14 protein-coding genes are annotated in these 17,187 nt (G+C 33.1%); 5 read left to right on the forward strand and 9 right to left on the reverse strand.

Annotated features, from left to right (window positions below; translation table 11 throughout):
- The first annotated feature begins 19 nt into the window (after window positions 1–19).
- Window positions 20–1,234 carry an amino acid transporter gene (locus tag KFE69_09755; GenBank protein UTW41789.1) on the forward strand — a complete coding sequence of 405 codons (1,215 nt, stop codon included), beginning with the start codon at window positions 20–22 and terminating at the stop codon, window positions 1,232–1,234.
- Window positions 1,235–1,240: 6 nt separating this feature from the next.
- Here KFE69_09755 and htpX read toward each other — a convergent pair whose 3' ends face one another.
- The 9 genes from htpX to tadA all read right to left on the reverse strand — a co-directional run bounded on the left by htpX (window position 1,241) and on the right by tadA (window position 9,470).
- Entirely contained in the window at window positions 1,241–2,302 is a 1,062-nt protein-coding gene (htpX, locus tag KFE69_09760) for a zinc metalloprotease HtpX (GenBank protein ID UTW41790.1), read from the reverse strand.
- 17 nt (window positions 2,303–2,319) lie between these two features.
- A complete protein-coding gene (locus tag KFE69_09765; GenBank protein UTW41791.1) occupies window positions 2,320–2,898 on the reverse strand; it encodes a LemA family protein in 579 nt (192 codons plus the stop codon).
- 119 nt (window positions 2,899–3,017) lie between these two features.
- On the reverse strand, window positions 3,018–3,872 hold the full coding sequence (lpxC, locus tag KFE69_09770; GenBank protein UTW41792.1) for a UDP-3-O-[3-hydroxymyristoyl] N-acetylglucosamine deacetylase: 855 nt from the start codon (window positions 3,870–3,872) through the stop codon (window positions 3,018–3,020).
- Window positions 3,873–3,891: 19 nt separating this feature from the next.
- Window positions 3,892–5,085 carry a cell division protein FtsZ gene (gene ftsZ / locus KFE69_09775; GenBank protein ID UTW41793.1) on the reverse strand — a complete coding sequence of 398 codons (1,194 nt, stop codon included), beginning with the start codon at window positions 5,083–5,085 and terminating at the stop codon, window positions 3,892–3,894.
- A 50-nt stretch (window positions 5,086–5,135) separates the two neighbouring features.
- Window positions 5,136–6,371 (reverse strand): cell division protein FtsA, encoded by a 1,236-nt coding sequence (gene ftsA / locus KFE69_09780; GenBank protein ID UTW41794.1) that lies wholly within the window; start codon window positions 6,369–6,371, stop codon window positions 5,136–5,138.
- A 128-nt stretch (window positions 6,372–6,499) separates the two neighbouring features.
- Window positions 6,500–7,186: an FtsQ-type POTRA domain-containing protein gene (locus KFE69_09785; GenBank protein UTW41795.1), complete on the reverse strand. Its 687-nt coding sequence runs from the start codon at window positions 7,184–7,186 to the stop codon at window positions 6,500–6,502.
- A 16-nt stretch (window positions 7,187–7,202) separates the two neighbouring features.
- A complete protein-coding gene (locus KFE69_09790) occupies window positions 7,203–8,111 on the reverse strand; it encodes a D-alanine--D-alanine ligase (protein UTW41796.1) in 909 nt (302 codons plus the stop codon).
- Window positions 8,089–8,988 carry a UDP-N-acetylmuramate dehydrogenase gene (gene murB / locus KFE69_09795; GenBank protein ID UTW41797.1) on the reverse strand — a complete coding sequence of 300 codons (900 nt, stop codon included), beginning with the start codon at window positions 8,986–8,988 and terminating at the stop codon, window positions 8,089–8,091. The genes KFE69_09790 and murB overlap by 23 nt, the downstream gene beginning before the upstream one ends.
- A 2-nt stretch (window positions 8,989–8,990) precedes the next feature.
- A complete protein-coding gene (tadA, locus tag KFE69_09800; protein UTW41798.1) occupies window positions 8,991–9,470 on the reverse strand; it encodes a tRNA adenosine(34) deaminase TadA in 480 nt (159 codons plus the stop codon).
- Between the two features lie 116 nt (window positions 9,471–9,586).
- Here tadA and KFE69_09805 point away from each other — a divergent pair, with 116 nt between their 5' ends.
- The 4 genes from KFE69_09805 to KFE69_09820 all read left to right on the forward strand — a co-directional run bounded on the left by KFE69_09805 (window position 9,587) and on the right by KFE69_09820 (window position 17,037).
- Window positions 9,587–11,455 (forward strand): BamA/TamA family outer membrane protein, encoded by a 1,869-nt coding sequence (locus tag KFE69_09805; GenBank protein ID UTW41799.1) that lies wholly within the window; start codon window positions 9,587–9,589, stop codon window positions 11,453–11,455.
- On the forward strand, window positions 11,456–14,785 hold the full coding sequence (locus KFE69_09810; GenBank protein UTW41800.1) for a translocation/assembly module TamB domain-containing protein: 3,330 nt from the start codon (window positions 11,456–11,458) through the stop codon (window positions 14,783–14,785).
- A gap of 103 nt (window positions 14,786–14,888) precedes the next feature.
- The gene (locus KFE69_09815; GenBank protein ID UTW41801.1) at window positions 14,889–15,548 is read left to right on the forward strand and encodes an HAD family hydrolase; all 660 of its coding nucleotides are present in this window, start codon (window positions 14,889–14,891) and stop codon (window positions 15,546–15,548) included.
- 166 nt (window positions 15,549–15,714) lie between these two features.
- Window positions 15,715–17,037: a hypothetical protein gene (locus tag KFE69_09820; protein ID UTW41802.1), complete on the forward strand. Its 1,323-nt coding sequence runs from the start codon at window positions 15,715–15,717 to the stop codon at window positions 17,035–17,037.
- Window positions 17,038–17,187 lie beyond the last annotated feature (150 nt).

Genomic DNA, 17,187 nt, shown 5'->3' on the forward strand with positions numbered 1-17,187 from the left:
TTTAGTCTAAAAATCAACAATGCAACAACTTACCTTTATAAAAAAACTAGGTGCTACTTTAATTATTGCAGGCACTTCTATTGGTGCTGGTATGTTAGCACTGCCTATGATCACTGCAGCAAATGGTTTTAAAATTTCACTTGGATTATTAGTTATCACTTGGGTATTAATGGCCATTACCGCACAATTAATTACTGAAATTAACTTACAATTTAAAAGCGGTACTAATTTTAACTCAATGGCAATTAAAACACTTGGTATTCCAGGACAAATCATTACCTGGATATCGTATGTTCTATTACTATACTCTTTATCAGCTGCCTATATTGCTGGAGGTTCTGAAATACTTGATAAGCTCTTAGGCACAACAACATGGCAAAGTGCAATTATTATTATTTTAGTGTTAGGAAGCTTTATTTATTGGGGATTACATGCAGTTGATCATTTAAATAAATTACTTATCACCATTAAAGCTATCTTATTTTTTGCATTAGCAATCGTTATCTCACCCTATATTTCAGTACCTTATTTAAATATTCAAACACCTAATATAAATTATCTGTGGTATAGTTTCCCAATTCTAATTACTTCTTTTGGATTTCACATTGTTATCCCTAGCATCCGTAGATATTTTGGTGATGATCCATCTAATTTTCAAAGTTTAAGGGTTGTCGTTTTTATTGGTAGTACCATTCCACTTTTTATCTATATATTATGGGAAATTGTCACATTAGGTACCATACCTTTATTTGGTGATAATAGCTTTAAAATGATTGCAGAACATGGTGATTCTATTAATGGACTAATTAACTCATTAGAACAATCATTGCATATTGGTTATATTGCACGCATTGCTAATGCCTTTACTAGTGTTGCAATTACAACTTCATTTCTGGGCGTTACAATGGGCTTATATCACTTTAACCAAGATACCTATAATTTACATCCGAAAAAGCATTTTAGCCGAATTATCGCATTTGTCATTACCTATCTACCGCCTTTAATATTTGTACTGTTTTATCCAAGAGGTTTTGTTCTTGCGTTAGGCTATGCAAGTATTTTTGTTGCTATTTTATTAATCATTCTACCAGTATTAATGGTCTGGAAAATACGTAAAGACAATAATACACATACACTGGCCAAAAAAACTGTATTAATTCTAACTTTACTCGCCGGAGTTATTATTATTGGTTTACAAATAGCTACCTCATTTAATCTATTACCCTATTTATAATATGTTTCAAGATTGATTGGTTAGCTTAATACCAATTGCTTTTAATCGTTTTGATAAGCTTGGATGAGTTGAAAATATATCACTTTGATTTTCATCATTTAGTGATGCTTTATTTGGATTATAAATATAAGATGCTTTGCGCATTCGTTCATTAGTTTGTTTATTAAGTTCCCTTGCTAGATTAGCATCTTGATAACTTTGATTAATCTTAATTAATGCTCGTGCTAATGGCTCATTATTTCTCATTAACTGTACAGCCCCTGCATCTGCCATATACTCACGCGACCTGGATAAAAATAACCGTAAAACAGCAGTAATTAAAGGTAATATAAAACGTAGAATTGATGCAACCATAAAAAGCATGGCTGCACCATTATTCACAGCTCTCGCACCTGAGCGAGTTCGCCTAAATGCTAATGATGCAGTTGATAGATATAACATATCTAAAATAAACATTAGCATATTTGATAGTGCAGCAACAAATAGATTTAATTTAATATCTTGATTACGAATATGTGTCAACTCATGTGCAAGTACTGCTTGTAACTCATCCCGAGTTAAGTTTTCAGCTAATCCGCGTGTAATTGCAATCAAAGCATTTTTCTCAGAATAACCACTAGCAAAAGCGTTTAAATAGTTTGCATCAATTAAATAAATACGCGGCATAAAATTCATATTAGCTGAGATTTTAATCTCCTCAACAACATTGAAAATTCTTTTTTCTAATTGACCTTGTGTTTGTTGGTTAATTTCTTTATAACGCGTTCCTGTTAACATGATTTTATCATATAAAAGAAAAGTTAATCCAACCCAAATAATGGAACCTACTGTTGTAATAATCGTAGCATAGGGTATAAAATCATAATGAGAAAATAACTGTATTACTTCTTGGAAACTTAAATGAACCTTGTGATGGTAATAGACCCAAAGGTAACTCCAAAGATAGTCAATTGCAGCCCCTAAACATAGAAATAGTAAAATAAATAGAAAGATTACCCAACGCGTCTTAGTTCGATTCTTTCGAATAACTTTGCGCCAATTTCCGGTATCTTGAACTTCAAATGCCATATTTTATCAATTTACAATTATAATTTTACTGTATAGTCTTCTAATTCATCCCGTCTTTCTTCTGAAACATTCCAATAAACAAATGCTTTATTTAATTTTCCTTTAAAAAGCGCAACAACCATTGAAGCAAAAAATGACTTTTTATCTGCATTATATACTTCAATTGAATCATTATAAGCTTGTTTTGAATATGCAAGCTTATTTTCAGTATTTGCAATTTCTTCTTGTAATTGCATAACATTGTTACTTGCCTTTAGTTCAGGGTAGGCTTCAAACTGTACAGTTAAACCCTTAGCTATTGCTGATAATGCATTTTCTGCTGAAAACTGTGCTTCTTTATTACCACTTTGTTTTGCATCTTGTGCTTTTGCTCTTAAAGCAGTTACATCTTTTAGCACTGTTTTTTCATAATCCATATATTTATTCACTGCACTAATTAATGATTCAAATACTTTAAATCTACGATCAAGTTGAACATCAATCTGACGTTCAGAATTATTCACAGCCTCAATTTCACTGATTAATCGGTTATAGGTTACAACCACATAAACAAGTAGCAATAATAAAATAATAATAACTATAATTGATGAAAACATATTAAAACCTCTTTTTCATTACAATCATTCTTTAACAATAGTTAATTTCTAACATAGCTTGAAATGTGCTTATAAACAAGAAAAAAAGCTAAATTAAGGGTAAAATATAAAAGAACTAATTAAGAAATAATCTCATAATTTGACTGATCTTGATAAAGCTTTCTTAGTAGCATGTTATTCAAATGGTGGCCTGATTTATAACAATTAAAACAACCAATAATTGCGCCACCAACATAAAAATCGCCAATAGCATCTAGTAATTTATGTTTGACAAACTCATCCTTATAACGAAGTCCGCCTTCATTCATTACTCCATCATCAGTCACGCCAATGGCATTGTCTAAAGAAGCACCTTTCGCACGATTATGCGCATGCAAATACTCTAATTGCGATACAAGACCAAATGTTCTTGCACGAGAGACTTCCCTTTTATACCAATTATATTCACCATTAAACTCAACCACACTCGGTGTGGATGCAATCACAGGGTGGTCCCATTGAATCTCAAAACGATAATTAGTCTGATCACACGGAATCACTTCTGCAAACTTATCTTCATGCTCAACTCGAACCGGTTTTAAAACTTTAATAAATTTACGAGGCTTATCTTGCTGTAATAACCCTACCCTTTCAATGGCTTCTAAAAAAGGCTCGCTACTACCATCCATAACAGGTAGTTCATCACTATCAATTTCAACCAATAGATTATCAACTTCTAGCATGCATAAGGCACTCATTAAATGCTCTATCGTTGAAATTTGTACATTATCCTGAACTAAAGCTGAACATAATAGTGCTTCTTGAATACCATTAACTGTAATGGGTACATCGACACTAGGAATCAAATCAAGCCTTCTAAATACAATGCCAGAGTCTATATCTGCTGGCTTTAAAATCATTGTGACAACTTGTCCCAAATGCAACCCGATACCTTCAATTCTAATTTCTTTTTTTATTGTTTGCTGTTTATCCACTTAATTAAAAATCCTTAATTTAATCTGCTTGTCTACGTAAAAATGTTGGAATATCTAAATACTCATTTTCACCATCTTTTTTAGCACTACCTTGCTCTTTTGCTCCTTGTGGTGCTGCACGTTTAGGCCCAGTTGATTGCTGTTGTTGCTGTGCTTTATTTTGATGTGCAAACTTGCCACCTGCACGTTTATATTGTCCATTACCCTGGCTTGCATAGCCATGTTCTGGTTGATGTGCAACTCTTGATGAGGAAGAAGTATCTTCTAAGCCAGTTACAACAATTGTTACACGTAGTTCATCTGTCATTTCAGGATCGATCACAGTACCAACAATAACGGTAGCTTGATCCGATGTGAAAGACTTAATCACCTCACCAACCTCTTCAAACTCACCAATCGACATATCCATACCTGCAGTGATATTTACCAACACACCACGCGCACCTTCTAGGTTAATGTCTTCTAACAATGGCGATGCAACAGCTGCTTCAGCTGCTTCTCTAGCTCTATTTTCACCAGTAGCCATTGCAGTACCCATCATTGCTACACCCATTGCAGCCATAACCGTTCTTACATCTGCAAAGTCAACGTTAATTAAACCTGGCTTGGTGATTAATTCAGAAATGCCTTGTACAGCGCCTTGAAGTACACTATTAGCAGCTTTAAAAGCATCTAAAAGGCTAATATTTTTACCTAATACGCTAAGCAACTTGCTATTAGGAATGGTAATTAATGAATCAACATTTTCAGCTAATTCAGCAATACCATTTTCAGCAATTTGCATTCTTCTTCTGCCTTCAAACGGAAATGGTTTTGTTACTACCGCTACCGTTAAAATCCCCATATCTTTCGCAATTTCTGCAATTACAGGTGCAGCACCAGTACCAGTACCACCACCCATACCAGCAGTAATAAAGACCATATCAGCACCCTGTAAAGCTTCTTGAATTCGCATACGATCTTCTTGTGCAGCACGCTTACCAACTTCAGGGTTTGCACCAGCACCTAAGCCTTTGGTTAACTCACTACCAATTTGAATAACTGTTCTAGATGATGAATTCTTCAAAGCTTGTGCATCTGTATTAGCACAAATAAACTCAACACCATCAATGCCGTGTTCTAGCATATGCTCAACGGCATTACCACCGCCACCACCTATACCAACTACTTTTATTACTGCATTGTCCATAACAGATTCTGCAACATCAAACATGATTTACTCCTTGATCCATCTATAACTAAACTAAAAACTCATCAATCATTTTAAAAGTGATTACTAAACCACTTGGTCATCTTTCTCCAAATACCGTCTCGATCTGTCTCATCTGAATCAAAGGGCATCGATTCTGTCTGTTGAGATTGCGAATATAATAATAAACCTGCACCAGTTGCATGCATTGGATTATGCATAATATCACTTAAACCTGTGACATACTGAGGTACACCTAAACGTACCGGTACTCGAAAGACTTCTTCAGCTAATTCTATTAAACCACGCATTTTAGCGGCACCACCAGTCAAGATAATACCGGCTGCTAATTGATCTAAAAGCCCTTTTTTATTTAAATCTTCATAAATTAAAGTTAATAACTCTTCACAACGTGCTTCAACAACACTGGCTAATGTTTGCGCTGGAAGGCGTCTTGTCGTACGTCCTGCGATATCAGGTACTTCAACAACCTCGCCATCTCTGACAGTTCGCATCAAGGCATTGCCATAGTTAATTTTAACTTCTTCAGCAACATCGGTTGGAATTCTTAATGCGTGCGCTAAATCATTAGTAACTTGGGCTCCTGCAATTGGAATTACTTTCGTATGGCGAATTGCTCCGTGTAAAAATACAGCAATATCACTTGTACCGCCACCAATATCGACAAGACATGCACCTAGCTCTTTTTCATCTTCTGTTAAAACTGCATAACTTGATGCTAACTGTTCTAAAACCACATCTGAAACTTCAATACCACAACGGTTAACACATTTAACAATATTTTGAACCGCACTAATTGAACCTGTCACCATATGCACTTTTGCTTCCAAACGCACGCCTGAAATACCAACTGGTTCTTTGATGCCACCTTGACCGTCAATTAGAAAATCTTGTGGTAATATATGTATAATTCTTTGATCCGCTGGCAAAGGAACTGCTTTAGCTGCATCAATTACTCGCTCGACATCATCAGGATAGACTTCACTATTACGAATTGCTACAACACCTGTTGAATCAAAACTATTAATATGACTGCCAGCAATACCAACACAAACCGAACCAATCTCACAATCAGCCATATGCTCAGCTTCTTCAATGGCTTTTTGAATTGCTTTAACTGTTGCGTCTATATTAACAATAACACCTTTTTTAAGGCCCTTCGATGGCTGGGTACCAAACCCAATAATATTAACTCGACCGCCTTCATTAACCTCAGCTACAATAGCCACTACTTTAGATGTTCCAATATCTAAGGCAGTTAACAACTGTTTGTCAGGCTCTCTAGACATGCATTCCCTCACTTAAACTTTATCCGCTTGAGTCATCGATCTAATTATCGTTTCAAGCTTTATGCTATTTACCACTGTTACTTTAGCATAAATCGACAGAAAACGAATGTTAAACTGTACAATAAAGCTTATTTTTTCTTAAAATCAACCGCAAAGCCATTGGTATATCGCATATCAATACGAACAATCTGTTTATTATTTGATTCAACATCCGCTAAAACTTTCAATAGTTTTTTCAATTGCTCAACTGGGTTATTACTACCTAATATAATGCTTGTTCCATCAGAGAGATTAACCGACCATTGATTAGCCGTAAAAATTAAATCATCTATTCTAAACGCATTTTTTTTTGCTAATGTTTCAAGAGCGTTATAGGTTGACACCATAAGTTTAGCATGTACTTTATTTGAATAAAAATGAGGTAGTTCAGATAAATTCAATATAACTTTTGGCGTAAATATCAATGCATTTTTAGTAATAATAGAGTGCTTATTCCAATAAGCTTTAGCAGAATATTCCTTCAATGTTACATGTACTGTTGATGGCCAACTTCTTCGAATTCCCGCTGATTGAATACCTGGAATTTCTGCTAGTTGATTTTGTAGTTTATTAACATCAAGATTAAAAAAACCTTTTGATACTTGAGGTAATACGATATCTTTTAGCATCGATTGACTGATATAGTGATATGTACCATCTATTTTTACTGTTTTAATTGGGAATTGACCTGGCTTATGAATATAAAACCACCCCCAAAAACCAACAATAACAATAATAATACAAATAAATAGTTTAATAATTAATTTAAGGCGCATAAATAATAACCTTGAACTATCCCTTTAATGATGTTTTTAAAATCTCTAAAACAAGCTGATCAAATTCCCAGCCATAAGCTTTAGCAGCTCGCGGAACCAATGACAATTCTGTCATTCCAGGTACCGTATTAACTTCAAACAAATAAGGATTCATCTGATGATCAACAATAAAGTCAACTCGCCCCCAACCTGAACAATGTAACGACTCAAAAGCAAGTAAAGCAATCTCTTTAATACGCGCCTCAGTTTGCTCATCTAAATCTGATGGACAAATATACTCTGTGCCTGAATCTTTACTATATTTAGCTTCATAATCATAAAACTCACGTTTAGGTTTTATCCAAACAGATGGCAAAACATGGCCATTAACAATTGAAACTGTTACTTCTTTACCTTCTATCCATTTTTCAGCAATCACATCTCCAAACTGTGCTGCATATTGATAAGCATCATCTAGCTGATCTTTATTTTTTACCTTAGTTACACCAATACTTGAACCTTGATTAACTGGTTTAACTGCTAGAGGAAAAGTTAAGTCATCAATATCTGTAGCATGTTTCATCCTATGTGTTTTTGGCATAGGTATCTGATATTGTTGCCAAATTGCTTTACTAATTGCCTTATCCATCGCTAGATAGCAACCCTTTCCACTACTACCAGTATATGGAACATCAACCGCATCTAGCATACTTTGTAAGGCACCACCTTCACCTTGACCACCGTGTTGCATAATAATGCATCGCCTAATATTATCTTGTTTAATCCTCTCTACCAAATAATAGCCATCACCATCCAATAAAACACTATCAACTCCCAAAAGCTTTAATGCATTAGCTACTGAACGCCCTGAGTTTAGAGATACTTCGCGCTCACTTGAACAACCACCATAAATTAAACCAACCTTACCAAATGCTTCTATACTCACCATCTGCTCCTATAATTTTCACTTCTGGTTCTAGTTGAACAGCAAATTTTTTTTCGACTTGTTTATATACATATTCCATTAAATTAATCACATCTTTAAACTTTGCTTTGCCTCGATTAACAATAAAGTTAGCATGCTTTGATGAAACTACTGCATCACCAATACTATAATTTTTTAAACCACATGATTCAATCAGTCGTGCAGCAAAATCACCTTGAGGATTTTTAAACACTGAGCCACAGCTAGCTAATTCAACAGGCTGTGCATTTTTTCTTTTTTCTAATAATATTTTAAGCGAATCGTTAGAACCTTGCGGCCGATGACTAAGTTTAAGCGTTGCTTCAACAAAATAACCATCAAAATTTGCTTTTAGTGATCGATAGCCATATTCTATTTCATCTTTAGTTTTATGAATTAAGTCTCCTTGATAATTTATTAGCGTTACATTGATAACCTCAGGCCAAATCTCACCACCAAATGCACCGGCATTCATTCTTAAAGCACCCCCAATTGTACCAGGAATACCAGCTAAAAAATTCAGATTATTAAAACCACTTTTTAATGCTTTTCTTGCAACCGTTGGACATGGCATCCCACAACCAACAACAATTGTTTGTTCATCTAAATTAATTTCAGAGTGCTTAATGGTATTTCTAAAGAGGATAAACACAGCATTAATTAATCCATCATATAATAAAACATTGCTACCAAGCCCTAATGCAACTACAGGTAACTTATCAATATTATTTTTTAAAAATTTAGATAAATCATTTATATTTTCTGGCTTATATAAATAACGCGCTTGCCCACCAATACGCCATGTATTTAATTGTTGAAGTGGCGCATACTCATAACAAATTCCTTTAGTTTTCTTCATGACTATATCTTTTTATTATTTTGCTTTATTTCAAGACGTCGTTGTTTAAAAAAAGAACTTAACAAATCAGATGCCTCTTTTTTTAAAACACCTGAAATAACTTTTGGATGATGATTTAAAAAAGGCGTTTCAAATAACTTCATCTGGGTACAAATTGCACCTGTTTTAGGATCGTCTGCTGCATAAACTAGTTTATTAATCCGACTATGGACTATTGCACCGGCACACATAATACATGGCTCAAGTGTCACATAAAGATCAATTTCTAATAAGCGATAATTACCAATTGCTTTTGCTGCTTCTTTTAAAGCGATAATCTCTGCATGTGCAGTTGGATCACAGCTTGAAATCGTTTGATTCCAACCTTTAGAGATTAATTGATCATCCATAACACATACAGCACCAACTGGAACTTCTCCAATGGATTGGGCGAAACGCGCACATTTTAATGCTTCCAAGATCCATTTTTCGTTTTTATTCATATTCTTAGTAAATTAAATAACCATCATAGCAATTAAGTATTTCCATTGTACTTGTTATAAAGATAAAAACAAAATACTACTTGATAAAATAGACCTTAAACTATAGATTTATCATTATGAATATTGACGTTAATCAACCTTATGTGAAAACGATACCATTACTATTTTTAATCATTTTACTGATTGCTTCTAATTTAGGTTATGCATCAACAAATGAAAAAAACAAAAATACAGAAGAGAAAAATCTTGAAGTAAGTATTAATATTTCATCTAATGGTAATTTAATTACCACAACAACTAACAATTTAATTCCAACTGTCACAGAGAATGACAAAATCATTGAGCAAATAAAAAATAACTTATCTATTCTACGATATAAATCCTATGCGCTTGAAGATATTAATCATTTAAGGCTTTTTTATAATTCAATCCCAGAAGAAACAAAAAACACGCTAATTAATTTTGGTTACTTTACTCCCGATGTAAATGTTTCTCTCAAACAAGAAGAAAACACATGGTTAATTGACATTAACATTAAGTTAAATCAACCAACGATCATCAAGAAAATTCAAATTACAACAACACCAAAAATCTACCATTTAGACCAAAAGTTATTAAAATCACTACCAATAAAAGAAGATACAGTTCTAATTCAAAATGACTATCTATCTGCAAAAAGCCAAGTTTTAACAACGGTTAATGAAGCAGGTTATCTTGATGCTGTTTTAGATAGTAGCAAAATTCTTGTCAATAAAGATAATCATACTGCTGAAATAGATTTTCATATTACCTTAGGTAAACGCTACCATTATGGCAAAATTACAATTATCCAAAAAAAATATCTCTTTGATACTGATTTTCTTAAAAAATTCATACCAATTAAACAAGGGCAAACCTATGATGCCAGTCAAATTAATAAAACACAAAAACAACTTGATCAAAGTGCTTATTTTTCAAGTGTATCGGTTATTCCAAACTTAAAAAAAAGAAACTCACATACAGGTGAAGTACCAATTAGAGTTGAAGTGGTTGCTCGTGAGTCACAAGCTTATTCGATCGGTCTTGGTTATGGTACATTTACAGGCCCAAGAATGACTTTAGGTGCCACCTATCCACATTTATCAGCTGATGGTCATAATGCATCACTACAATTACAAGTCTCAAAGATTAATACCTCTTTTTTAGCTCAATACTTAATCCCTGGTAAAGATCCTGTTCATACTTATTGGAGTATTAATGCGCAGCAAAGCCTTTATGATTTAATTCCCTATCAGGCATTAGAAACGTTAATCGGCATTAACTATATCGACAATATTACTAAAAGCATTTCAGTTAATTTAGGATTACATGAATATATTATACGCTATACCACGCCATTAAATAGCGATACATCTTCTGCTAATTATTTAGTACCAAGTGTTAATGTATCATACAGTCACCGCCAACCTGACGGTTTTTTTGACAATGGCTTTATGTTTAGCGATCTTGTTCAAGCAGCACCATCCATTAATCATATTTCAGATGAAGCATTTATAAGAAATCTAGCGACACTAAGGATTGCTTTGCCTATCTATGCTCAATGGACACGGTTTATTTCCAGTTATAATTTTGGTGCACTTTCTACAAATGATATTACAACCATTGCGCCTGAGTTTCGTTTTTATGCGGGAGGCATTGGAACGTTACTCGGTTATGCTTATTTAAGCCAAGGCCCTGAATTAGATGGCAATTTAACTGGTGGGCGCTATTTACTAACTGCTAGTGCAGGTATTGAGCAACGCATCTATGGTAATTTCAGCACCGTTCTCTACTATAATGTAGGTAATGCTTTTAACCAATTTAATGATGTTAGCCCGTTGCATGCCGCAGGAATTGGATTGAGCTGGCGTTCACCTTTAGGGCCAGTTGTAGGCTATTTAACACGCACATTAAATAGTGGTGATGAACATTGGCGATTTGATTTTAGTATAGGAACTTATTTTTAAATGAAGAAAACCATTAAATACTCTTCAACAATATTACTTAGCTTTTTAATTGGTATTTTCATATTTGGCGTTATGCTTTTTTATACTCATAGTGGCTTAAAAATCATTATCGCAGGTGCTAACTTTTTCTTAAATTCACATGGCATTGAAATCCAAAGTAAAGACCTAAAAGGAACATTAAGTAACTTTTATATTAGTAAAATTAATGTTCATATCGATGAAACATCAGTGGAGATTAAAGGAGCACAAGTCAAATGGTATCCACAACTTTTAATTGCTGGTACTTTTAATATTAATTCTATTATTGCTGATAATGTTAAAGTAACCGTTAATACAGATCATCATGACGACGACAGTCAAAATAAAAATGACGATGATCATGATAATGATTTTAATTGGCCAACCTACGCCAAAAGTATTCGTATTAAAAATATACAAGTCTATGTTGATCAGCATACTACAGTCCATGCTGAAAATTTTTACACCAAAGCACAATTAGTAAACCACCAACTTCGCATTTCAAATGGATCATTTTTTTATAAAGACATACCAACAGATGCCTATTCTGTAAATGGGACATTATTTCTTAAGCCTCCATTTAAATTTAAAGCAAATTTAAATTTAAGACCTGAAATTAGCAACACAAACATAATTGCAAATGCAGAAATTGATGCACCGCTTAAACACTACTTTGCAGCAAAAGTTATTTTCAATGGTACTGTATTTTCACAAGAATTATTTGCTAAAGCATATCTTAAAGCTTCAGATAAAAATGTTAGACTAGATGTTAAACAGTTTAATAGCACTATTGGATTAGGAAATGCTATATTTAACTTTACACCTGATACTAATGTTTTAAAAAGTGACTTATCTTTAAATATACCCAGATATAAATTTCCCGCTCAATTAGATACAGTCCAATTATCTATGGCAGTTGACCTTAGCCACATTATTAATTATAAAATTGATCAAACACAAACGATGAGTTTTACTGATTGCACGTTAACTGTGAATCGATATCGTCAAGCCTGCCAGTTTAGATTAGAACAGGCAGGTAAAAGTATTTTTCTTAGTCATTTTCTTTTAGGTGATCATAACCAATATATTAAAGCAAATGGCAAAATATACCCTCTTTTTGATTTTTCTTGGCAAGCAAATATAGATAATGTTAATCGATTCTTACCTGATATATCCGGCCACTTACAGTCTGATGGTTATTTATATGGCACATTATCAAATCCAGGCCTATCAACCTTAGTTCAGTTTAATAATGCTAAATACCTTAAACATTCCCTTGGAAATTATGATGCACGCATTAGCCTTAGAAATAATTATTTGGACTCAAGTTTAAAAATAAACACACCACAAGGTTTAACAGCAAAGATCAACCTTAAAGGTGAAAAAAAAGATAATATTTGGTCTTTTAGTCTTTTAGATAGCAAGATCAATGATAAAACATTAGGCCAATGGTTGCTTTATCAAAGCCATGCAATAACTTTTAATACTGATAGAGCATATTTAAGGGTACCAAATGTTTGTCTTTTATCAGGCAAACAAAGTATATGTAGTACATTTAGTTTATCAAACTACTTTGTCAAAGCTAGACTTCAAACACATACAAAACCCGACCCTTACTTTAAACTGCTACTTCCCAGACTAGAAACTGAAAATGGCCTACTTAACACAAAGATATTTTATTATAACGTAAAATGGTTTCCTACTTGGCTAACGATGCAAGCAGACCTTGATTCAATCAATTTACGTTTAGGTTCTTTATCTGATGCTTTAATTCAAAAAGAAAAGTATACGACTATTGATTTTATTGACTTTTCATTTAGTCAATTTGACCACGCAGCAACGGTTAATACTCATACAAGCATCAACCATAAATCTAATGTCAAATTAGACCTGCTTTTAACCAATATTCATCATTTTAATCAGCTTAATGAAATTAGAATGAAAGGCACATTAAGTACAGAGATTAATGATCTTGGATTCTTAAACTTCCTAACTAAATATCCTGTTAATATCTGTGGTAATTTAAATAGTCAGTTAGCGTTAAGCGGTGTACTTTCTGATCCAAATATCTCTGGTGTTGCTAATATCCAAAATGCTAAAGTTCAACTGTATAATTACAATAGTGAAATTAATCAAATTACACTAAGAGCACAAGGAAAAAATAAACATTGGCAAGTAACCGGCAGTGGCTATAGCAAAAATAAACCACTTAACTTTAATGCTGATATTAATTGGGATAAACAACTAATCATTCAAAGTACTTTAAAAGGCAATAATATTGAAATCGCCAATATTCCTCCTATCCAACTAACCATATCCCCTGATCTTGCATTAATATATGATTATGATAGCGAGTTTAAATTAAGTGGTCACATTTCAATTGATCATGCTAAAATCCATGGTGATGACTTACCTAACTTATCAAGTGCTAATCAGATGCAAGCCGATGTTGTCTATGTGAGTGCTGATAATCGACCAGTTGCTATAACAACTAAAATTCCATTAGCACTTAATTTACAACTTCTTTTAGGCGATGACACCAAACTTTATGGTTTTGGACTTAAGTCCTATTTTACGGGAAAATTAAATATTCAAGCTCAACCACATCAAAATGCAGTTGCAGCAGGTAAAGTTCGCCTAAAAGATGCCGTATATACTTTCTATGGCAAGCAATTTATGATTCAAGATAGTTCCGCTGTCTCATTCACCAATAGCCCACTTGATAATCCATATTTGAATATTACAGCTAATTATCAAATTCCAGCACAACAACAATTATCATTAAATTCACCAGATGTTATTGGTGTTCATGTACTTGGCACATTAAAAAGTCCAATTGTTTCTTTCTTTTCAACCCCTGCTATGTCACAAGCTAATATTTTAAGTTATATTGTTTTAGGTCAATCATTAGATAATAGTGATAACTTTTCTAAAGAGCAGCAGCAACAACTATCATCTGCAGCACTCGCATTAGCACTTAATGGTGGCAGCTCTGTTATCCTTCAAGATGTTCAAAGTAAATTTGGTATTACCGATATTTCATTTGGTACAATTCAACAAGGACAAATCTTAACTGATCAGCTTCAACCTACATCACCTGCTGCTACGCAAACTGGTAATCAAAATAATACAGCACTATTTATTGGTAAAGCATTAACGCCACATTTATACATTAACTATGGTGTTGGTATCTTTACTGGTGAACAACTAGTACAAGCTATCTATCGCTTAGATAAAAATTGGCGACTACAAGCAGATTACACCAACTTAGATACAGGTGCAGATATTATTTACCAGTTCTTAGTAGATTAAACTTTTCAATAAAGATAAAAAGCCAACATTAATCATAGTATTTTTTCTAGTATCTCGTAAAATACCTTTATCTTTCATCAAATTTTAAGGAAATTTGACTATTATGAATAAACCTTATGAGTTACTTATCTTTGATTGGGATGGTACATTAGTTAACTCAAGAGCAAAAATTTTCAACGCCGTACGACATGGCTGTAAAATACATAATTATCCAGACCCTAGTGACGAGCAATTAGCCAACCAAGTTGGTTTAGCACTAGAAAAATCCTTTCAAAACCTTTATCCAGATGAGACTAACTTGCCTATTCAATCAATGATTGATGGCTATGAAGAATATTTCTATAATAACCCCAATGAATCTCAGTTATTTGAAGGCACCTATGAAATTTTAAAGCAACTTGAGACATCAGATTATTTGTTGGCAATTGCTACAGGCAAACGCAGAGAACCATTAGAACATGATCTAAAAAACTTCGGTATTGATCATTTCTTTACCATCACGCGCACACCTAATGAGTCACCGTCAAAACCAAACCCACAAATGCTATTTGACATTTTAGATTATACAGGTCTTAACCCAAATCAAGCAATTATGATTGGTGATAGTATTTTTGATTTACAAGCTGCTGAAAATGCCAATATGGATGCGATTGCTGTTAGCTATGGCATTAAATCAATTGATGTATTAAAAGATTATCATCATAGTTATGTTTTAGATAAAATTACTGATTTACCTAAATTACTTCACTCTATTAACAATTAAACTGTCTCTATATTTATAAAATTGAAATAAAATATATTAAAAATTTCATATAAGAAACTAATTTACAGCATATTTTTAAAACTTAAATTGATACAAACTATTACTTATCACACATCAATTAATCACATACAATATCTGAACTCTAAATAATTCAAAAGGTATTCCTATGGGTGGTCGCAAATTTAAATATAATAATTATCAAACTAAGCCTAGTTATCAAAATAACTGGCAAAAAAAACAAAGCCAAAAATATAACTCTAGCAAAACAAATCAACAACAATATAAGCATAAACTTTCAAAAGTAGTAAACTCTAGCAGTTATACTATAAATAGTGATTTTGAAGGACTTTTTGCAAACAATAGTTATCACAATCAGAATTATTATCATCGTGGAAGAAGTATTTCATTTTCAGGTAACTATTCTAAATATTCATTAGTTTTCTTAATACTTTTAATGCTTGCTGGCAGTGCTTATGCTAATGCAACTGTATCCCTACCTACTAATGCACCGTTAATTAGATTAGACTCCCCCTTAACCACATGTACAGTAAAATCTGATGGTGTTAGTGCTGGAAAGTTATGCACAATCAATAATAATCTATTCGTCTTAAAAGCCCTAGAACAACCAAAAGAATTACATGTCTCTCCTGATATGCTCCAAGGATTTCAAAATTTAAATTATTTAAAAAAATCAGGTATTTCAGTACCTGAGAACACTTTTATCTATGAACCCTCTGGAACGGTTGATCACAGCGGAAAAACAATAAAAGCTGAGTATTATTTAGGATCAAAATTTGAAAAGGATTTTACGCCGGCAAGTAAAATTTCTAAACGAATACGTTCAAACTATCTTAAAGATCAAAAAAAAGGCTTCACTATTTTATCTGAAGCTGAGTATACAAGAGAAACTTACCTATCTAAAATAAGTGGAGAAAAAGGCCTCGCACAATTAGCTGTATGTGGCACAATTTTTTATGACATTACTAATAATGGCGGAAATTGGGGGTTTGCTAATAGTCGTTTAATGATTATTGATGCAGATCTATCACCTAAAAGTGCTGGAGAGTATCATACACTAGCTGGAGGAATGCCAGTTAATCTTAGCAGTGAGTTTAAACTTTACTTTTCTATTGAAACCCTAACTGAAATGCAATCTATCTATGAAGATATGCTAACTATACATCAAAGCAATCAATTTTCTGAAGAAATAGCAATTGAGTATGATACCTATGGAGAAATTTTAAATAGTTATGTAGATATTATTACCAAAGCTATTAAAAAATTTGAAAATGATTTCGAATATAGTGAACCTACAATAGAAATTAACCAATATTTATCTAAAGAATTTCACCAGCAAGGTATTTTATTCAGACAGTCACTAGAAGAGCCTGAAACAACACAACAACAAAAGCAGCCTGAAACCCTATTCAAAGATCAATACTCAATGATAGCACCCATAAACTTTGAAAGAAATCAATGTAACATATAATCAGCTATTCCCGCTTAATTTTTCATTTAATTATTAATTCCATTAGCATTCTCATTGACAATACTTACCGCTACAGCATATGCACCGTATATTAGATTTTTATGTCTCATTAATAAATAACCGGGTATAGTTAAAAACACGATGTTCATG

Source organism: bacterium SCSIO 12844 (assembly GCA_024397935.1).
GTDB lineage: Bacteria > Pseudomonadota > Gammaproteobacteria > Francisellales > Francisellaceae > M0027.